This is a genomic window from Pseudomonas kielensis, from assembly GCF_014236655.1.
GTDB lineage: Bacteria > Pseudomonadota > Gammaproteobacteria > Pseudomonadales > Pseudomonadaceae > Aquipseudomonas > Aquipseudomonas kielensis.
Genome location: NZ_JACMYG010000008.1, coordinates 121,724 through 142,732, shown reverse-complemented (window position 1 = coordinate 142,732; position 21,009 = coordinate 121,724). Strand labels below are relative to the sequence as shown.

15 protein-coding genes are annotated in these 21,009 nt (G+C 53.7%); 6 read left to right on the top strand and 9 right to left on the bottom strand.

Going from position 1 to position 21,009, the window contains the following annotated elements; translation table 11 throughout:
- The first annotated feature begins 209 nt into the window (after positions 1 to 209).
- The 6 genes from H7995_RS28460 to H7995_RS10645 all read left to right on the top strand — a co-directional run bounded on the left by H7995_RS28460 (position 210) and on the right by H7995_RS10645 (position 4,770).
- On the top strand, positions 210 to 539 hold the full coding sequence (locus tag H7995_RS28460) for a hypothetical protein (RefSeq protein ID WP_244647688.1): 330 nt from the start codon (positions 210 to 212) through the stop codon (positions 537 to 539).
- A 78-nt stretch (positions 540 to 617) separates the two neighbouring features.
- Positions 618 to 1,586, top strand: coding sequence for a DUF932 domain-containing protein (locus H7995_RS10665; RefSeq protein WP_185818340.1), 969 nt, complete (start codon positions 618 to 620; stop codon positions 1,584 to 1,586).
- Positions 1,587 to 1,667: 81 nt separating this feature from the next.
- Positions 1,668 to 2,672, top strand: a complete 1,005-nt coding sequence (locus H7995_RS10660) for a YqaJ viral recombinase family nuclease (RefSeq protein ID WP_185818339.1) — start codon at positions 1,668 to 1,670, stop codon at positions 2,670 to 2,672.
- 78 nt (positions 2,673 to 2,750) lie between these two features.
- Positions 2,751 to 3,671: a recombination directionality factor gene (locus tag H7995_RS10655; RefSeq protein WP_185818338.1), complete on the top strand. Its 921-nt coding sequence runs from the start codon at positions 2,751 to 2,753 to the stop codon at positions 3,669 to 3,671.
- A 49-nt stretch (positions 3,672 to 3,720) separates the two neighbouring features.
- A complete protein-coding gene (gene radC, locus H7995_RS10650) occupies positions 3,721 to 4,218 on the top strand; it encodes a RadC family protein (protein WP_017337804.1) in 498 nt (165 codons plus the stop codon).
- Between the two features lie 249 nt (positions 4,219 to 4,467).
- Positions 4,468 to 4,770 (top strand): hypothetical protein, encoded by a 303-nt coding sequence (locus H7995_RS10645; RefSeq protein ID WP_185818337.1) that lies wholly within the window; start codon positions 4,468 to 4,470, stop codon positions 4,768 to 4,770.
- A gap of 24 nt (positions 4,771 to 4,794) precedes the next feature.
- Here the strand turns inward: H7995_RS10645 and brxL are convergent, their stop codons facing one another.
- The 9 genes from brxL to H7995_RS28825 form a co-directional block, all read right to left on the bottom strand.
- Entirely contained in the window at positions 4,795 to 6,870 is a 2,076-nt protein-coding gene (gene brxL / locus H7995_RS10640; RefSeq protein WP_185818336.1) for a BREX system Lon protease-like protein BrxL, read from the bottom strand.
- Positions 6,871 to 6,875: 5 nt separating this feature from the next.
- The gene (locus H7995_RS10635) at positions 6,876 to 9,398 is read right to left on the bottom strand and encodes a PglZ domain-containing protein (RefSeq protein ID WP_185818335.1); all 2,523 of its coding nucleotides are present in this window, start codon (positions 9,396 to 9,398) and stop codon (positions 6,876 to 6,878) included.
- Complete coding sequence (gene pglX / locus H7995_RS10630) at positions 9,395 to 13,240, bottom strand: BREX-1 system adenine-specific DNA-methyltransferase PglX (RefSeq protein WP_185818334.1); 3,846 nt, start codon at positions 13,238 to 13,240, stop codon at positions 9,395 to 9,397. The genes H7995_RS10635 and pglX overlap by 4 nt, the downstream gene beginning before the upstream one ends.
- Positions 13,237 to 16,881 (bottom strand): BREX system P-loop protein BrxC, encoded by a 3,645-nt coding sequence (brxC, locus tag H7995_RS10625; protein WP_185818333.1) that lies wholly within the window; start codon positions 16,879 to 16,881, stop codon positions 13,237 to 13,239. Before brxC ends, pglX begins: the two co-directional genes overlap by 4 nt.
- A 15-nt stretch (positions 16,882 to 16,896) precedes the next feature.
- Positions 16,897 to 17,469, bottom strand: a complete 573-nt coding sequence (locus H7995_RS10620; RefSeq protein ID WP_181088904.1) for a BREX protein BrxB domain-containing protein — start codon at positions 17,467 to 17,469, stop codon at positions 16,897 to 16,899.
- Entirely contained in the window at positions 17,450 to 18,235 is a 786-nt protein-coding gene (locus H7995_RS10615) for a BrxA family protein (protein WP_185818332.1), read from the bottom strand. Before H7995_RS10615 ends, H7995_RS10620 begins: the two co-directional genes overlap by 20 nt.
- Entirely contained in the window at positions 18,232 to 18,735 is a 504-nt protein-coding gene (locus H7995_RS10610; protein WP_185818331.1) for a BrxE family protein, read from the bottom strand. The genes H7995_RS10615 and H7995_RS10610 overlap by 4 nt, the downstream gene beginning before the upstream one ends.
- Before the next feature lie 46 nt (positions 18,736 to 18,781).
- Positions 18,782 to 19,696: a BrxR family transcriptional regulator gene (locus H7995_RS10605; RefSeq protein WP_185818330.1), complete on the bottom strand. Its 915-nt coding sequence runs from the start codon at positions 19,694 to 19,696 to the stop codon at positions 18,782 to 18,784.
- A gap of 534 nt (positions 19,697 to 20,230) precedes the next feature.
- On the bottom strand, positions 20,231 to 20,893 hold the full coding sequence (locus H7995_RS28825) for an inovirus Gp2 family protein (RefSeq protein ID WP_185818329.1): 663 nt from the start codon (positions 20,891 to 20,893) through the stop codon (positions 20,231 to 20,233).
- Between the last annotated feature and the right edge of the window lie 116 nt (positions 20,894 to 21,009).

The window sequence follows — 21,009 nt, the reverse complement described above, 5'->3', positions numbered from 1 at the left end:
GTATGATCCAAGGACTCGAGCAACTGCTCATGCGCTATTTACCTTGATCGTCTTGATTGAGCATGAATGTAGGCTACGGAGAGGCTATCTGTGTGTCCGCTCCTGACCAATTGAAGCAGTCGCACGACATACAGCGCATCACGATTCGACTCAAAAAAACTTCAGTCCTACATCACTGCCATGACATCTAACCCATGGAGCTCAGAACCATGTCATTGCATTGTCCTCTGTGTAACTCCCCCAAGATCGCATCTTTACAAACAGCCATGAAGATTGGCGCAGCTGTTGGAACCGTCGGCGGAGCCGCTCGTGGTGCGAGCGCCGCTCTGGCAGCAGGCCAGGTGGGCGCTGCTGTCGGCGCTATTGCCGGCCCGCTTGGCATCACCTTCGGCACAGTCTCTGGCGCCATCCTCGGCGGGCTCGCTGGAGGTGCAGGCGGCTGCACCCTCGGTGCTCAGCTCGGCGAAAAACTCGATCGTCATGTGTTCGCCAACAACCTCTGTCTCGCCTGCAATCATCGCTTCAACCTACCAGCCTAATCCTCTTACAACATTCTTCGGCCAGTGCTGCGCGATGCGCAGCATTTATGCCCGCACGCACCCAAAGGAATCACTCCCATGGCTCATCTCGTCGAACAAATGGCATACGTTGGCGCTACCCCTTGGCATGGTCTGGGTAACCGGCTGACGCAAAAGCAACCACTCGAGGTCTGGCAGCGAGAAGCTGGAATGAACTGGCAGATTCAGGAAAGTCCTGTTCACTTCAAGGCCGACACTGTCGGCAACCTAGGCACGATTCACACCTTTCCGGAACAGAAAGTGCTGTATCGCTCCGACACCAAGGCCCCCTTGTCGGTGGTTTCCAACCGCTACCAGATTGTGCAGCCTCGTGAGGTGCTGGAGTTCTACCGGGATCTGACTGAGGTCTCCGGCTATGAGTTGGAAACAGCTGGGATACTCAAAGGTGGCCGCAAGTTCTGGGCTCTGGCCAGAACGGGACAGACAACCGCGCTGAAGGGAAATGATCAGGTCAATGGCTATCTACTGCTAGCCACCTCCTGTGACGGTACGCTGGCCACCACCGCGACCCCGACCACCGTGCGTGTAGTTTGCAACAATACCCTGACCATCTCCCTGAACGGCGCTAACCGCGCAATCAAGGTGCCGCACAACACGCGCTTTGATCCGCAGACCGTGAAGAATCAACTGGGAATCGCCGTCTCGCAATGGGATGAATTTATGTACCGAATGCGCGCACTGGCGGAGCGCAAGGTGCAGTGGCATGAGGCGATGGGCTTCTTCATGAATGTACTGTGTGATGTGGCCCCCAATAGCAAGCTGCCGGAAGTACTTCCGAATGAGCGAGCACTGCGCAAAGTCCAAGGGCTGTACGAAGGCCAAGGTCGTGGAGCGACGCTTGAATCTGCTCAAGGAACTGCGTGGGGCTTGCTCAACGCCGTGACGGAGTATGTCGATCACGAGCGACGCGCCAGGAGTACCGAATACCGAATGGACTCTGCGTGGTTCGGAGCCGGTGCAAGCCTCAAAGAGCGCGCACTGAATGCAGCGCTGCAACTCGCCGCTTAGCCCCTCTCACCTACTCAACGATTAAAGCGCCTGGTCAGCTTCTGCTGGCCGGGCGTTTTTTATGCCGGATAGGAAAACATCATGGAAACGCAAACGCTGCAACAATTCTGCAGTAAACCCCGCCCCGCCTTGCGCCTGGTGGGGACCAAACAACTTCCCCGAGAAGACTGGCTGGCCGTGCGCAAACAAGGCATCGGCAGCTCGGATGCCGCCGCTGCCGTAGGGCTCAATCCTTACAAATCCCAGCTGGAACTGTGGCTGGAAAAAACTGGCCGTGACAGTTCGCTGCCAAAGCTAGATCACAATGATGAAGAGAGTCCAGCCTACTGGGGCAATGTGCTGGAGCCCATCGTGGCCTGGCATTACAGCAAGCGTAGCGGTAACCGAGTACGACGTATCAATGCAGTGCTGCAGCATCCGGATCCTAAACTGCCCTGGATGCTGGCCAACATCGACCGAGAGGTGTTCGGTGCAGACGATGTACAAATCCTTGAATGCAAAACAGCCGGCATTAACGGCGCTCGCCTTTGGAAAGAAGGCGTGCCTGAGTATGTGCAGTTACAGGTCATGCACCAGTTGGCGGTGACCGGCAAGCAGGCGGCGGATGTGGCGGTACTGCTGGGTGGCCAACACTTGGAGATCCACCGCATCGAACGCGACGAGTCGATGATTGCTCGGCTGATCGACCTGGAGCGGCTGTTCTGGGATTACGTGGTCAGTGATACCCCGCCACCGGCCGATGGTACGGAGTCAGCGGAAGCCGCACTACGCTGCCTCTACCCCGAGGACAACGGTCAGACTCTGGACTTCAGCCAGCACCCGGAGCTGGCCACCACCTACCGGGAACTCAAGGCTGTTCGCCAGAGCATTGCCCAACAGGAGACGCGTGAGGCGCAGCTCAAGCAAGTCCTGCAGCAGGCCATGGGCGCAGCCACTCGCGTCGAATTTGCCGAAGGCTATATCAGCTGGAAGAAATCCAAGGACAGCACCGGGCTGGATGTCGAACGCATGCTCAAGGACAAACCCTACCTGCAGGCCCGCTACTCCAAGATCAATACAGGCAGTCGCCGCTTTCTGATCATCTGAACCATTCCTCGTCGCCCAAGCCACCTGGACCGTTTACGTCCTGGTGGCGTTTTTATTTCCAGATCAAGGATAACCGCCATGCTCAAAGGTTTAGCGATCACCCCTCCTATACTGGGGCGTATTTCCATCGGCAAGGTCGTCGAAAAAAATGGCAAACGTCTGCCGGAGAAAGACGATCAATTCACCATCACCTCACAGGTACAAAGCCGCGACGGCTGGCTGCTGCACCCACTCAATGAGGAACTGCGTAATGGCCAGGAGGGAAAACTGCGCAGCATTCCGATCCGTTTACTGTTCAACGAGCCGGAGCTCAACTTTCGGGCTGACTACAACCTGTTCGACCGTAACACCGGCCGGCCGCTGTGCGTCGGCGATGGTGAGACCTGCAAGCGTTTGACCAAGGACGGCATCCAGTCGTTGCCCTGCCCTTCACCGGATGGCTGCTCACTAGCCCAAGGCAATACCTGCAAGCCTTACGGCCGGCTGAACGTGGTGATTGGCGATGATGATCCGCTGGGCAGCTTCGTCTTCCGTACCACCGGTTTTAACAGCATCCGCACCCTGGCGGCACGCCTACAGTACTTCAGCGCAATCTCCGGCAATCGCCTGGCCTGTCTGCCGCTGGAGCTGCGTTTGCGCGGCAAATCCACCCGGCAGAGCCATGGCACACCGATTTTCTACGTCGATATCACTGTACGCAGTGGACTGAGCATGGATGACGCATTGCTCGCGGCTAAGCAACTGGATGAGGCCCGGCAGGCCTCAGGTTTTGACCAACCGGCCTTGGATCGCGCAGCCCGGCAGGGCTTTAACAATGGAACCTTTGAAGATAGCGAGGAAGACAGCGGCGTTATCGTCGAGGAGTTCTTCCCCAAAGCTGAAGATCAGCCCAGCCCTATAGAGTCCCAGGCCCAACTGGCAGCGCCTGCGAAACCTTCACTCGCGCAAAAGCTAGAGTCGCAAGCCATGCGATACAACGGCAAGCCCACCGTTCAGTAACCGGATTTCTCCCCCTTCCGTTCTCACGCATACGCACAGGAATACCCGCATGAAATATCACAAGCTTGTAGCCGGTGAAACGACCGGTACCTATGTCATGGAGACTCCAGTCACCGAAGCTGACATCCTGCAGATGGCTCAACAATTGGCGATGAGTCGTCTGTCTAAAGGCCGAGCACTGACTGAGCCGAAGCAGGTTTTCAGTCACCTGCAAACACTGCTGCAGTACCATGAGTATGAAGTCTTTGCCTTGCTAATGCTTGATGCCAAGCACCGGGTGATTGGTTTCAGAGAACTGTTCAGAGGCACGCTGGATGGTGCCAGCGTGTATCCACGGGAAGTGGTGAAGATCGCTTTAGAGCACAACGCGGCGGCCGTAATCCTGGTTCATAATCATCCCTCCGGCGACCCAGAGCCTAGCCAGGCAGATTGCACATTGACCACCACCCTCAAGAACGCACTCAACATGGTCGGTACCCGGATATTGGATCATGTGGTGGTGGGTCATGACGGCTGCGTGTCGTTGGCTGAACGGGGGTATCTGTAACTGAAAGGCCCAGACACTCCGTCCGATAGACTGCCCTGGCCGATGCCAGGGCGGTCATCAGCCGGATACCCTGGCATTACGTTCTGCTTGCGTGCTGTATCTTCAGTCGAATGCAGCGGGGTTAATTGGATAGGTCTCATACTCAGGGAAAGCCGCAGTCAGCGGCTTTCCCTGAGTAGCTCCTATTGATGTTCTTTTTTTGCCAGTCAGGCAGAATCTGCAGCCCGATAGGACTTCAACCAGACAATGATGAAATTACTCAACACCTACGACGACCGCGACGAAGCCGAGGAAGCTGCCGAGAAGCTGACTGGCGACAAGCGCTTGGCCAGCGAACGCGACGCCACCGTGGTCATCTACAACCTGTTCGGCATTCCCAGCTGGGGAAATATCCATCGGCTAGGAATGAACAATCTGAGCGTACTGAAAAACCTACTTGACTGCCGTGCTACCTGGAATGAAACCAACAGAACCCAACATGCCGAGATCATCACGACGTTAAAAACAGTGTCTAAAAACTACGGAATAGAAGTACCTGAACATTGGCTATGAAAGCAAAAATCAGTGGTTCTCAATTTACTCACGAAAAATATCCACCTTGGTTTCAAGGCACTTTCGCAAGCTCAAGTCGTTCGCGCCCACCTCAAACCAGCCACCCGGCTTTTGGTAAAAATCCAAGCCTCGCCCGACTTTGATGACCCAGCCGTTGTCCAGGCGGATTTCCCGATCGTGCAAGTTCGGGTTGAGTTTGACCTCTAGCTCCACATCCATCTCGAGCAAGCTCTGCTTCAACTCTTCCAGCTTCTCTGCAATATCGGCCAGCTGCGTGTTGTCGTCGTATCCGGTAATGAGGTTGATCTTCTTCACCGTTCCGGCCTTTAAGACGCACTCACAAAAGCGAACGAAATTCTGGATCTGGTGCTGAAGGCGAATGTACGGGTCTTCAATGACGACCGTCTTTGCTCCTCGCAGGTAGGGGCCAATGATCGATTCGTAGCTGTGGCCGACGTCACCGTACATAATCGTGAAGTGCTTCTCCACCAACTCTTCTGGAACAACAGGGGTGACGACAGGGGGAGTTGCTTCGACTTTGATCGCAGGCTCGGGCACCCGTGGCTCTTGTGTAGCCTCTGTCGCAACGTCACGCTCAGGTGCAAGTTTGTCGTTGAGCTGCCGTCTAAACGGTTGCTGTGTAGCTGCGGCATCCTTCGACTCGGGACAATAGACAACAACTTCTTGCCCCTGCGCATTAAGGAATGAGAGATCGATGCGCGCAAACTCATCATCGGGTTTGCGTTTATTCATCTGTTCCTTCACACGTCGACGGCACTCAACTGCGTAGGCTACATATTCTTCGAACTCCTCATCGGTCGGAGAACCGGTAGGGTGAAGAATCTTCAGGAAGGCACAGACGGTCTTCTTGATGCCTTTTTCATCACGGCCCTCAACACTCTTGCCAAGTCGGATGCGTTTGCTGACTTCTTCGTACCGATTGGTGTGCTTGAACTGGTAGTGGAATGCTTCCGCCAGGTAGTCCGTAATGAACCCGTAGCTACTGGTTAGAAATTCACTGCTGTTCTTGGGCATTTCCCAGCCAGGTATGTAGGCTGCGAATCGATCCATGATCGCCAAGTCAAACTCAGCGGGCAATGGTTGGAAAAGATCATGCTCAACCGAGTTAACTACTTGGCTGATGGAGAGATCGAAATTTCCAACAAAGCTAAGGCTGGCATCAGCGATCACTTCAGCGCCACGCGAAAAACGACCATTTGCCATGAAATCCTTCATGATTTGAATGGTGTCCGGATCTTTGACTTTGATGCCGCCTACTTCGTCGAAAGCCACGGTATCCCAAAACCCAACCAAACCAACCTTACGGCGTGCGTTGTTGTAGAACAGCGCCGACTTGGTCGCCTGTCCACCTGAAATCAATGTGGCGTAGGGCGAAAATTCACTGAAGAAATACGACTTCCCAGTGCCGCGTGGCCCAAGCTCAATGTAGTTGTAATTGGGTTCAACGAGGGCAGCCAAGCGCGCAATAAAGTGCATGCACACGCGCTTTGACAGCTTTGTTGGCTCCAGGCCAACGGTGCGCAAAATCGCCGCAATCCACTCGTCACGGGTGAATTGAGTGCGACCTTCGCAGTAGCGGTCAAAATCAAAGCGACTGATCTGGATGGGCCGCAGGTCTTCAATGTAAAACGCATAGTCGTCTTCTTCGATCGCGTTATGTGCCAACGTCACCTCAGCCCAAATTCCGCCTTCCAATAGGCGGTCATTGTCTCGATAGAACTTCTCGCCAATAGCGATACGCTGTGAATTGAAGTTCTCCAATGAGGCCCAGTGGCGCTTTTCCTTCTCGACATACCGAACATGGACCTTGTCGATAAAGCGATGCTTGCCTTTGGTTGCCACCTTTGACTGCGCGGCATTGGCCTCGTCAGGCTTTACATAGTTGTCTTGTAGGCTGGCCAGCACCGCCTCCATGCCCGCGTCCATCTCGGCCTGATCATCACTCGCACAAAAGCGCGCAAGCAAAAACTCCAGCACGAAGGTTGGGACGTTGGTTCCCTTCTTAATCCGGTGGAGTAAATCCTTGCGCAGTACCTTGCCATCAAAGGTGGCGGTCAGCTTTTGGTCGAGTTCATTCATCGTTTTTACACCGCATAGTCGGTTGCCAGGTCAAGTTGGCAGTACACCGTATAAGTCGTTGGATGCAAAGCCTTGATCTTGAATTTCCCCTCGAAATCCATTTGCATCTTGATCGTGACTTGAACCTTGTCACCTGGTTTCAACGACAATGTTCCTGTTGCCGGATTCACTGCCCCCCCGGCCTTCGCTTCACCCACCACTTCGCCCTTGCTGTCGTGTGCCTCCAGCAAAATCTCGAACTCGTTTTCAGTCGAGAACATGTCTGCCGTTTCAACTGCAAGGTCAATCACTGGCATACGTGTGGTGATGGCCTTGGCACCGTTCTTGTAGCTCATCGCCACAGATGCTTTATGCAGTGTCGGTTGATTGGATGTTTTCAACTGCATCGTTATCACCGGCACCACGCATTCCTGCAAAGAAATGCCACCGTGATAATAGAGCAAACCACTGCGATAGGCCGCCAGCGAATGTGGCGCAGCGAACTTGGCAAAGTCACCGCGAATGCCCATTTTCTCGGCTGAGACCACTAGGTGATTACTGTCGCCAGCACCATCACCTAGCGCGCACCGGTCATGAATGCCAATCCAGTTGCCCGCGGGCTTGCTGCAGACATCGCCCGCACCAGCGTGGGTGTTCATGAAGAAGCCGTGATCGGTCGCGATCACCACCTCATGAAAGCCACGCTCTTTCAGCTTATGAATTGCGACCCGAATGCGTTTGAGTGCATTGGTAATCTCTGCAGGAGCGGTGTCAGGATGGTTCTCAAAGTGGCTATCTATCTCTACGGCGCGCAACACCAACAAATCGGTTTCAGGCGAGAAATCGAAACGTCCGCGAACAAAGTCTTCCAGACGCCCTTCTTCAAAGCGCTGGCCGTATTTCTTCCGAAACACATCCATGCGCTGCGCAACGGTTTCCACCACCTGGTCACCCAGCATTGGCACCAGACTCTGTTCGTCATTCTTGATGCGAAGCAGCTGGCCAGCCCCGGGCAACAAGCTGGCCATGCCTACTGGCGTGATGCTTGGTAGCTGCGCCATGGCAACCTGCACCTCGACTTGTCCGTCTTCCGTCAACTGCCGTTCCAGCGCCACGCCCAATTCGTAGCGAAGCGCATCAATCATGAAGTACGCCACCTTGTGGCCGTTCTTTTGCAGCTTGGGCGCAACAATGCGGTCAAACACATCAGTATTCGATAGCTGCCCAGCCAACGGCCAGCCACTTTGCTCCACATGACGAGTGAAGATCAACTGCACCTTCTCGACCAGTTTGCCGTACTGCTTACGAACCTGCTGCTTGACAGGCGTCATGACACCTTGCGCGTCTTGCCAGTCGTAATCGCTAACTGCCTGTTCGAACTCGCGATGCAGTCGATCAGCTTCACGCAGACTGCTCACGTAAAAGGTCAACAGCACATCAAGATTGCGTGCGTTGTCCGAAAGCTGCCGCTCCATGTCGTCGCAAGTTTGAAGCAACTCCGTAGCCGATCGAATCAAATCCCACTGGGCACGGCTCTCGCCTTTGCCCGTCCACACCGATTGCTGATGGCGCTCCGAGATGCTCCTCACCCGGTCGATGTCATCACGCAGGATGCCTTCGATCGCCCGACTCAAAAATGTGCGCTCCTCAAACGGGAAGGTGTCGCGGTCGCCCAAATCAGACCAGCTACCAAATTGGCTGACTAGGCTGAGCTCCCTCTCAATTTCTTCTGCGCGGTCGATATAGACACTCTGCGTGCGGCGATCATTGCGCAGCAGATCGCACAGGTATTCAATCAACGGCTTCGCCTGCGTTTCGGCTCGCGGTACATCGCTCAAACTGGCAGGCAACGCACCAGGCAGATCAAAAACAAACTCGCTGAACAAAACAAAACGCCACAGTTCGTTGGCAACCGAGTCCCATGTCTTGCCCCTGGTCTTCAATGACAGGCCCATGCTGTTGCGGAGCAAATCACGCGCCTCTGTCACCCAGCTATCGCTGCCTTTCAATGCCGCTTGCTGCGCATCGTTTGGCACAAGCAGCGCGAACAGAATGTCTCGGGCGGACTCGACTGCCAGTAGCGCACGCAAGTTTGGCCAGCCCAAGCCGCCGCCAACAGCATCCACCACCGCAAAACTAGGCGAAGCATCCTGCTCAAAGATGGCCCGAATGGCCGTGGTGTGATCTGGCTTCGCCTTCAGGCATAGGCTTTCAAAGCTGTCACCATCCCCTTCCGGGAAAATCGCACCTGCTGCGGCAATGGATGCAAAGGGATCAGCCTGCCTTTCTTCATCGCTCTCGGGCGCTTTTGCAGGCACATAGACCAGCATTCCAGCGAGCTGCCGATCGATCACATCACGCAAGCCCTGCATCGCAGCTACCCGACTCTCAATGCTGCTCTTTGAAGCATCCACAACCAGCAGCTTTTCGTCGGCCAATCCTTTGCAGACATCTTGGTAATGCCCGGCAGGGTCATACACCACGAGACTGCCCGTCTTTTGCAAGCGGAGACGGAGGATCTTGTTCTGAATGAAATCAGCAATACTCATTCGTCAGCTCCCGCTTTCTTTTTTCCGCGCGTTTTCTTGGGGGCGGCCTCTGGCTCCACGTACAGATCTTCAAGCCCATGCGCGATGGCGAGGGATTTGTCGGTCTTGCACTTCACACGTACGCGTTCTGGCCAGTAGGCCATGGCCAAGTGTGCCCAGTCGTAGTCGCCTTTTTCCAGCTTGGTCCAGGTGTCTTTCAAGACCTTTTGCCAGGGCTTGTGGCGGAATAGAGGCCACAGCGGCGCGGCGGTGATTTGCACACCGTCGTCGTGGTTGGGCTGGTAGGTAGGTGCGATCTTGAGCAAGGTGTCGCGCAAGTCAGTGAGCTCTTGCTCGAAGGTTTGCAGCGTTTCGTATTGCGTTTCCTCGTCATGGGAGCGGCCGCTGCCCTTACTGCGCAACTCAGCGCACTCACGGCTGATTTGCGTCAGTTTGCCGTTAGAGCCATCCAGGAAATCGTTGACCGCAGTGAACAGGGTTTGATTGTTCAGGGTGGGGTAGTAAACCCAAAGCGTGTAACTACCTGATGCGGTGGAAAGTGGCCAATAGATCGGCGCATTTCGCCCATTCCTAGAATAGTTCTCCAGATGATGAGCAAAAAAAACATTATCAGATATGTACTCAGTTATTGAGCCTGATCTAAGGACAGCACATATCTTAGCTTCAGAATCAGAAAAACTGTCACCGAATATTTTCTCTAAATGCAAAGTTACCAGTACACCCAACCCGTGCTTCGCACTTGATGAAGAGTCATAAATAAAGCTTTTATTTTCGCACTCAACCATTCTTCCAGCTTGCTTGCTCGGCAACATTACTTCCGGATCAGAGACGATCAACTCGTGGCTAAAAGCTTTGTTCAAGTCCCATCGATAAAAACATAATCCGACAGCATATGACAAGAGTGATTTCGCAAAGTTTTCTTCTATTTTACTTCTACCAATACTTATTTTAAGCGAATCAGCGATCGATGACGCTTGAGATGAGAACGCCTCTACAACGTCAACTTCCTCAGGGCACAGCTCACAATTTCTGTAAATAATTTCATTTATTTTATTATAAAGAAAATTAATAGCGCTCGCTGCCTCATTATATCTATTTACTAACACTTCAATAAAAGATATTAATTCAGCATCCGCACCAAAAGGAAACGGACTCAAAAACTCCCTACAAGTTTCATCCAAACTAAGAAATGACTTATAAATAAACGAAATCTGCTTGGCTGACTCAGAGAGAGCAGCCTTCTCTTCAGATGAAAAACTTGGGACAGGACATACATTCACATATCCCGCATATTTGTGCTGTCCGCAAAATTGATTTATTAAAAACCAATACAGTTTTGAATTTAAATATGCAAGCGACCACCCCTCATCCAAAGGGTGCGTAATAGCCTGCCCCTCAGTAGTAAAAACACATCCTTCCGGTAATACCGTTGTGTCAACCAAGTCGCCACGTTTTCCCCAGCCATACCCTTGTTTCTGTTGAGAATCAACATTTCTTAAGAAAGTGGACTCACTAAATGGTACAGCATTACCTCGAACTCCAAATCGGACAACATCTCGTAGGGGCATTAAAAATGGAGAAAAACCGCCCCCGTTGAACATTGTGCTCCAGACAGTAGAGATGCCAATAGTTTCTGACTCGGGTATTTCCCAAAACAACCTGAAATTCACATCCGATTTTATTTGACACCCAACCATAGCTTTGCCGACAACATCTTTAACATGAAGTTTTTTTTGCAATAACCGTAAGATCCATGGACTTGCATCAAACGGTATTGCTTTATTAGGAAACAGTGCTATCTCATCAAGTCCGAGTTGATAAAATCCGCTTTGCATTCCCTGTCTGTATTGATTTGATGCATTTGACAAACAACTATTCTTCTCTTCTAGCGAAACAGACGCTATGGACGACACAGTTGATTCTGAAACACCTGATGCCCAAACAGATAACGCCGTTTCTACTTGCGCTCCGTCCAAGACGCCCCAACCCAGATCCACCATCGAAATTGGATTCAGACTTGAATAAAGAGAAATTTCTCGAAAATCTTGATAGGTTGATTTAATTAGCGCTGTTTTATCGAAAATGGCGCCAACAAGCCCCCCTGGCGCTAACAAATTAAGGCTTCGTAAAATGAACGCGCAAAGAATATTTTGATTCCAAGATGGGTAAGCTTTGCCCAGATAATCAGCCGCCAATAAAGAAGGATCTCCGAATGGAGGGTTCATTACAATGATTTCAAATCTCTCATTGCATAGATCGATTAGCCTGAATCCTTGCAAAGCGTCCTGAACAAATAATCGACCTTGATATGTATTTTTTATGGCCTGAGCGAAATCGACAAGGGCGGCACGCAACCTTGTCTCTGCCTGCTGCCAGTTTTCTTGCTCTTGCTGGGCAAACAGCCCCGTACCTTTTCCCACATATACTTGACGAATCAAGTGAGGGAGCTCGCGTTCGACCTGAAGTAGCACTCCCATTTCAGGCAGGTGCTTTAGCATCTGCAGCGTTTTCTCGAACAACTCAGCGTCGCGTTGATCGAGCTGGGCTGCAAACTGCAAGCGCAGTTCGCGCTCGGCGGGTGGAGCGACTGCGGCTACAACATGGCCTTGACCAATTCGCGGACGCTCTTTTGCCTTTACGTTTGTGTCGTGCCAGGCACGCTGCGCACGCAACCACAGCGCTAGCGTGGCGATCTGTGCGGCGCGTGGGTCGATATCAACGCCATAGATGTTTTGTTCGATGACAAGTCGGGGTACATCGAGGAGGAATGCGTCTTGGTCGGAATAGGTCTGACTGAGCGGTTTGAAGCCCGACAGGGGGTGCGTAGACACATCCAAAGAGCCTGGACCGTTTTGCTGCTCCCAAGCCCAAGCTTCGCGGTAAATCTCCAGAAACAGGTCGAAGGAGTACAGACCAAAGTGCATGGAGCCGCAAGCCGGGTCCAGCAGCTTCAGGGTGCGAGGGTCGCGCAGCTTTATGGTTGCCTGTGGTTGCTCGTCGGGCTTGACCAGCAGGTACTGGCAACGGTTGCGCAGATCAGTTTGCCCGCCAGTGGCGTTAAACCAGAGACGCCCCAGCGTGTTATCGACCAAGAACTCCACCACGTAGCGCGGCGTAAAGAACTGGTTGCGTACCGCGAGTTCGCGACTGTTGCGCGGTGCCTGACTGGCATCGCGCATGGCCTTGCGCTCTTCCTTAGAGTTGAAATATTGGTAGATCCAACCGATGGTTTCGTCTGCGCCCCAAAGCGGCTCAATCTCAAAGTGGTTTAGCTCATCCAGCAGCGCACGCAGGGCAGTTTCTCGCGGGAACAGCAAACCATTGGAGGCATAGCGATCAAACAGGGCAGGCAGCTCTTGTGCCAGCTCATCGAACACGCTGAACAGATAAACCTGGTAAGCCTGGCCGGTTTCACCTAGGGCGGTACCGGCAATCTTGCTGTAGAGCTGGTAGCCGCGCGATTGATAGCCTTTGCTGATCGACTCGATCAGTTGTCCACGCGCTTCCATCATCAACAGTGCAGCCAAGCGGTTGAGCACCGTAAAAGCCTGCTCGCGCACCATCCGGTCGAGCACCGCGATGCGGTGATCGATGTCGTCGGCGTCTGCGCCCAGATAGTGAGCAAGAGTTTGCCGTAGGACCTCAGCCGTGTGGCGCTGCCGGTCGTCCAGATGGGTGAGTCGCGCCATGGCCGTGACTTCACCGGTCTTGGGGTCCAAACCATAGGTTTGTTGAAGCTGAATGCTGAATTCGTCGGACAGCAGGCTACGACAACTGTTAACCAGCTTTTGCAGGCGACCTCGTGTGGATTGATCGAAAGCCCCTTTTCTTTCAAAACTCATAGGTCGTCTCGCAGTTCGAGGTTGACGGCAAAGGCATGTGCATACTTCAGCTCGCCACGCAGTTGTTGCAGTTGCGTGATCAGCGCATCCAGGTCATCCATCGTGGTGATCTTGGTGCGCGCTTTGATGCTGCGCGCGATGGCTGGTTTCGGTTCATTTACAGCACTTGGCACAGGAATCTCAGCTTCAAGCTCCTCCTTAATCCGCTTCGTGCCAAGACGCTCAATGCTGTGTTTCAAACCTTGCACTTCATCCTGCAGTTCAGAGAGCTTGTTCGTAATGGAATTGAGTCCCAACAAATCAGGCGTCACTTCCACAATCAAACGCTCTAGGCTACCCAACAGTTCAGTCTGTTCTTGCTGGGTGAGCTTGATCCACTCCGGCACCCGCTTTAGGTCGACCTCGGCCTCTTTGATGCGTGTTTTGAGCAGATCTTGCATCGCGATCACCGTATCGCGAATGCGGGTGCGAATGGTGGTGAGGCTGGTGCTGAAATCAGCCGCAAAACGATAGAAGTCGGCCTGCTGCAGGCGCTCGTCGATAAGGCTGAGGGCCTCAGCCAACTCTTCTTTTAGCGTGGCCAGCAAGGCCACATTCGGCAGGTTGGCAATGGCCGTGCAGTGCTGGCGAAGATCGCGCAGCGTTTGCTCCAGGCCTTGCTCCAACTTGAGTTTGACTTCGGCAGCCCATTTGAGACTTTCAAACAGCTCTGATTGCTCGTTGCCCAAACGACGTGGCGCATCCGAAGCGTCGGTGAGCAGCACATCGTTAATCTCGTGCGTGAGGTTTTGCAGGCGGTCTACACCTGGCAAGTTCAGGCCGCGTAGTTTTTCAGTGAGAGGGCCGTATTGGTGCTGCAGTTGCGGAAAGAGCTTGGTGGTGACTTTGCTGATGTCGTCTTCCAGCGGTACGACGGTGTCGCCAGTCAATTCGGTCAACCGGGTTGCAGCTCGTGCCAGTACGTCGTTGGTCGGACGGTCGCCGCCGCGAAGCGAAATGCCAATGATCTTAAACGAATTGTTGGTTTTGATGGCGTCGATGGCTTGTTGGCCATTGACGGTGACCTCACGCCCAGCCACCTTGAGCTTGATCTCACCCGCCAGCAGCATGGCCGCCACCAGATAGCGCAGGGTGTCTGCCGACCAACCAAAGGGCGCATCAGCAAAGACATCAGTCAAGCGCTTGCCGTCGACTGTGCCGTTGCGATTGATGTAATCACGGATGCTCACCATGGCCAAGTGGTCCGTGCGAATGCTGTGCCGCCCGCTTTGGGTTTGCACAAGGTTCAGAGGATCTAGAGCGCTGGTGATGCCCGACAAATTGCCGACCCGGAGGAATTTCTCTGCGAGTTCGGTTCCGGCTCGCACCGGGGCCTCTACATAGCGATCGAACACTTGCTCGGCCACTTCGCTCAGGTGTTTGCGAGCGGCATCCAGCAGCTCCGCCGCCAGCGTATCTACTGCGACAACCTGGCCACGGAAGATGAACGAGCCTTGCAACAGGCTGCGCTGGATCTGTGCCCGCAGTTTGGTGCTGAGGTGTTCAGCCCGGTCGGCCTGGCCGTTGCAATATTCGCGAATTTCCTGATCTGGATCGCTGCGGTAGCGGTTGGCGATCTCACGGCAGCGGTGGATATCAGCCGTCAGTTCGTCCATTTCCGGCGTAGTGCGGCCCACCAGGTAGATGTTGAACTTGGATGAACTGTGACGCGACTCGTCAGTGACTCGAGTGCGTGCACTGTCGATTTCTTTGGGATCGACCAGTTCAACAATGGTTTGGATCTGGTTACGCTCACCCGCTAACGATGCGGGCACATTGCCTGCCGATTGCGCCTTGAGTCCGGTGGATACGGCATAGGAGCCGTGCAATTGGGTGGAGGGCAATGGCGCATAGACACTGGTCAACGCTTCGTTAACGATGCGACGCAGCTCAACGCCGCGCAATGCAACTTGGCTGCGCTCCTGTTCAATGTCGTTCAGCTTTTCACTGAAGAAGCAAAGGTTGCCGTCTTGTTCGCCAAATGGAACGATGGAGTCGTTGATCAGGTCTTCGACCGCCTTGGCCACAGCGTCTGCTTGAGACGCCCCGGCGATGCTGGCGTGCATCAGGCTGGTGACGTTTTGACGGGTGATCGGCAGGTTGCCAAGGATTTGCAGAACGGCGACCGTCTTGGCGATGTTTTGATGCAACTCGGAATGCGAGAAGCGGATCTTGGTGACTTTCTCGACCGATGCGTGCAAAGAGGCGAAGGCGCGCTTGATGTCTTTATCCAGAGCATCAAACAGCGTGACGGTGGTGGCGAGCCAGCCAACGGCTTGTTCTGCAACGGCAAGTTTGCCTTCAGAGCCGTCAATCAGAATGTCTTGCACCACCTTGATCGCCGAGCGCAGGCCGATGCCTCCTGTGGACTTGGCCAGTGCGCCTAGCAAGTGCAGCAGGATGTCGAAATGCGCGGGAAGGAACGGGTAGAGATCGACAAAGGTCTTGCGATCGAAATCGACGCCATAGACGCGCGCATCGACAAGCTTGGTGTTCTGGCGCAGCTGCTGACCATATTGATCAAACAATCCGCCCAATTCGGCTTCCGCTGGTGACGACTTGCCCAACAGTCGTGTGTAGCAAATTTCCTTGATGTCGTTGGATTCAAGGGCGATCTGAATCGGGAAGCGGTCATTAAGCTTGAACAATTCTGGCGAGTTGAGGGCTGCCTTCTCGTCGTCCGCCGTGAGCGTTTGCTGCGCCGTTCCGACGATCCAAACCTTGCCGTCGCCGATGTTTTTCAGGTTCTTCGCCAATCCATCGAGGTTCAGGATCAGATTGGGCCGTGGGCCAACGTACTGACCGACTTCATCGATGATGAAGATGATGTATTCCTTGCCCGATGCCTCGCGGGCAATCTCCAGCATTTCACGCACACGGTCGTTTTCGAAAACGACGATTTCACTTGATTCGGTCGTGAACGAACTGGGCGTCTTGAAAAGTGTGGGGTAAAGCTTGTGCGCAATCTCAGGAATGAGGCTGTCGACCACCAACTCGTCGTTACGGTAGTTGCTCCAGTCTTCACCGCCCGCAGCTTCTTTGAATGCATCCAGGAATTCGTTGTAACGACCTTCCTTCTTGAGCCTGCGTTCCAGCGCTGCAACCTTGAGATTGCGCGAATAACCTGCCCACTGCAGAACCTTGTAGAACAGGACCGTCGACACCTCTTCCATGGTCGCACCTGCGACCTGTTCGCTGGCCAAGTCCAACATCAGCACTGCGGCAGGAAAGCGCTTGGCTACGTTCGACAGCAAGGACTTGGTTTGCTGACGCTTGAGACGATCTTGGAGGTGCTGGATGAATGGAACGCCATCAATGGTGATGCGATCGTCAAATGCCAAGCCCAGATACTTGGTGAACGAGCTCTTACCCGAGCCATAGAAGCCCGACACCCAGACGCCGACTTCGTTTTCGCCACCAATGTCCATGGCGGCTTCCATCTTGAGCAGGAGATTCTCAAACTGCTGGTCGATGCTGTCGGTAACCACGTATTCCGAGATTTCCGATTTCAGGCGCGCCTCTTGTGACACGCCATAGGTGATGACCTTTTCAATGCTGCGATTGATGCTCTTGCTGGGGTCGAAGAGTTTTTTGATCGTCATGTTTTACCTCAATGATTAGCCGCCGACGTGGACAGAGCGGTAGTTGCCATCGTCGGGGTAGAACCCCAGGAATTTGAGTCTTGTCTTGCCGGTGCGCACACCAGGGTAGAAGAACACCGTGGGTACATGGAATTTGCCTTGCAACTTGCCTTCGATGACACCGATGCGTGTGTAGGGATGCAACGCCTCAAGATCAGTGACCAGCAAAATGGCCTTAGGCTTGCCTTCAAGTTCGGCCAGCTTGGCTTCGATGCGTGCCTGTAACGCACCATTACTGATGGCATTAGCGAGCGACGCATTGGTCTTGTCCCATGCCAAGGGCGCTTTCTGATCGGCAGCGAGCCAGATCTTGCGAAGCGGTGCCTTCTCGATAATGTCTGCAACATGCTCGGCGATCGAAAAGGTTTCGACTTCCCAGCCTTCGTTGCGCAGTCGGTGCATCCACGCGGGTGTTTCGCGCTTCACATTGAGGATCTGATGCGGCGGAAAAACCAAATAGAAAATGGGCTCGAAGCTGGCATGGCCAAACTCGCGCCCCTGCTTAATTCGCTCCATCAACTCATTGAAATCAGCTTTGAGCGATGACATCGATCAGTTCCTCCATGCTTTTGTAGGTCCACCCGATATGCACGACATCGGAAGCGGCCTGAAATATGAGTAGGCCTTGTAATGACAAACGTTTCAGTTGGTCTCGAACGTCTGTACGTTCCAGTCCAAAGAGATCCCAGTCGGAGCTTGAAACAATTTGGTTGTCACCAAGACCACTGAACTTCAAGTCGTAGGCCAAGTAGGCGGCGACCTTTGGCAAGATGCGATAAGCAGCAATCGAACGCTGGTTGCGGCCTGTGGTTGTCAGCAGTCCATAGTCGGCGCAGCAGCCCATCAAATACGATGAGATGCGCTTGATCGTGGTCTCAGACCATGGCTTTTGCGTTTTTCCTTCGCGCACGCTGTTGGTAACAAAGGTGCGTACGTCTTCCAGCTGGAGATCATTTCGCCCTGCTGAATAGCGCGCCCAATAAACCTCTCGAACGAAGTCTGCCAATACAAGATTGGCTCGCGCGGTATAGATAAAAAGCAGCTGATTGAGCTCGGCGGTCGTGAAATGATCAACCAGGGACTTGAGGCGCGCGGCAACGTATGGGTCGCGCATGTAGCGTGGGGCAAAGCACTCGACAACAATATTGCGTAGACGCCTTGCCGTTACCAATGGGAAACGACCCGATGCCAGCGCGGCTTCATAAAGCTGCGACGCACTCATGCCAGGTTGATAAACCTGGAGCAGTTGCCTTGTTTCTTCTAGGAGCCCCAGTCCGGCTTGTAGCTGAGTGGTGTAGTAGCGCTGCTGACTCACTCAACCTCCCGAACGTAGGGGAACGTCTGAATTCCGGAGGTCAGGGCTGCACAATAAAAGCCCGCAGCACGTTGTAGCTCGGCTTGTATATCTTGACTCATCTGGCCCAGCAAAACAGGGCCTGGCGATGCGGACTCTGGTTTATCCGCCAACTCAGCCAGGCGCACCATCGCCAGCTCACGACTTGCCAATCTGCCTTGTAAGATTTGCACGAAAGCGGTGTCGTTGAGCGCATCAGCAGATGATTGCTCGAGCCCGATCGGCAAACGAAATAGGTGATAGATACGGCCAACACCAATGACCTCGTCGTGAACTTTAGCTGCCGCCGCAGTTGCCCCCTGGTATTGGGCAAGAAACAGAGATCGGTTGAATATTGGAGCCAAAAAAGCAGCCGCTGTAGCGCCAAAGAACTCGCTGCCCCACCAATTAGCCTGGCCCTTTTCCCCCAGGTAACCAACCAGTATCCGGAGCTCTGCGATTGTTTTTGCGATGGTATTCATCAAAAGTCCTAAATCATTTTTCCCGTTGAGCAGCTGGGCAACACAGTTAGTAATTTGTCTTCGCCTCGTCCAGGCGGGGTTCTTTGTAGCCTGGAGCCAAAACAGCATTCTTGACACCGTATAGCGCCAACTGGTCCTTCAGCCAAAGTCGGTACTCATGTCCACGCAGACTATGGTCTGGCGAGCAGTCCACGCTCCATTGCCTTAGGATGTATCCGGCAGTGGCGGCACGCAGCTTCATGCGCAGTGCCCCTCCATCCATCCCATAGTCCATTTCGGTTATTTCTGGACGCGGCTGGCTCGGATGCGGCACCAACTCTAACTCGACGATTCGTGTCCACTGAATGTCTTGATCGCTCATCTCGTGAGGAGCCACGGGCTGGCCATTAAGCACCACTGGGCGCCTGATCCGAGTAATGACGAAGTCGCGGAATTCCTTTGACTTTCGATCGAACGCGCGAACGTGCCAGCGCAAACCTGTATCGATCAAAGCAAAAGGCACGATCTCGCGTTTCGATTTGCCACTGGAAATCGAGTGGTACTCAACGACCAAGGGGCAGCACTGATGGATGGCGCGCGTCACACTCGCCAGCACATCCAAATCAGGGTTCGTCAGCCTAGAAGGAGTTTCACTAGGCACCCAAGTTTTGAACTTAAGCGGCTCGCCATCACCAAAGGCCTGAGTCAGCCACGACATAACTCTTTCGGCCGGGTAATCGAACAGCGAACGGAAGTCAGCGCCAAGGACATAGGTCTTGGCCTTGGAGTCATAGTCGATATTGCCGGAGGCTAGCTCCCTATACAGCGCAAGATCCCGGGTCGCCGCAGCGGACTGGATGGCAAAGCGCTCCACCAGATCCTGCCTCCGAATCTCCCCGACGAAACGCACACGCAGCTCGATAAAGGCTAGGCGGTCACGCTGTGGCTGAGCGAGTTGCGCAAGAGAGTTTATGGGCGTCATATGAATTAGCGGCACGTAATTTGACTATTTAACGGATATTATTCTACGCCTTAGGCGCACGTCCATATTAGTATTTTACAAATATGGTGGTAATCATTTTGATTACCTAATCTTCCGCGCATTAGAAAATGCAAGTCGCGCCTGATCGCGACGATTCTGCATTTTAGAGATGCCGCCCAGGCACGGGACATCGAGCTCTGGCGGTGCCCTGCTATAGGTCTCTGCCAAATAGAGATCATTAAAACAATTCCTGCCAAATCTGCTGTGCTCTATTACCTGGACAAGCGCCCGCGCGCTGACCCCATGAGGATAAAGCGACGCAAGCTCTTTCTCTTCTTCCTGATCAAGCGCTCTCAAGTAGTGCAGCTCATCGCGCAAGGCCACTTCAATGACTTCGCGCGATAGGACAATCCACGCCAACCCCCCAACGTACGGGTCAGTCGCCTGCAAATGTGCAAGTCTCGGTCAGGTGACGGGTATCAGGGTATGTCAGGCGAGGGCTGAGCCCCCCCCTGATTTGCAGCAGTGGTCCATTCACCCTCTGCTGCAACCAAACACCCGGCAACGATTGCCATACACCTTGGTCGCCGCCTTGCAGAGGTAGCTCACCCGAACGAAATACCGATCCATCTCCGCTGGATCATCCTGAGAGAGGTGGTACCCAGCGTTCTCGGGGATATGCACCAAACCATTGGTATCATCGATAGGCATTCTCAACGCACTGGCCCATGCAGCATGAATGCGGCCGTATGTATTCTCTCGTGCTGAGTCAAAGTATCCCACCGTGTTGAACGCATCCCGGTTAAGCAATAGGACGAAGTGGTAATGCGGTCTACCCTCTCGCCCGACCTCCCTGACCCAGCACCAGCGGACGTCTGTCTGATGAGCAGTACCGTTCAACCGCCTGGAGCGCTCTCGTGCCGATTGGATTCTGAAGGTCAACGAATCGACAAATCTGGAAATGACAGTGTTATCTGATGCAGGGACAGAGTCGTCATCTGGGAAATGTAGGTCGAACCGTACTGCGAACACCTGGCGGTGAGCTCTCAGCGCTAACTGAGTAGTCTCATGAATGCCTTCGAGGTATTCAGTAATGAAGGGAGCGTGACGCGTCAGCACGGACAGTCCACGGAAGGTGCTCTCGTAGTGCAGGTGAAGATTGCTGTTGTCAGGGTGACGCTTGGGTTGGTGTGTCATGGGAATGATCCGCTGAGTAGGTTCATCAACTCAGTGGATTCTGTAAATTTTTACCGTTCGATCTGCAGGTGCGCTAGGAGCTTGTTCAGTCACTGGCTGAGCACATCCTGTAGTGG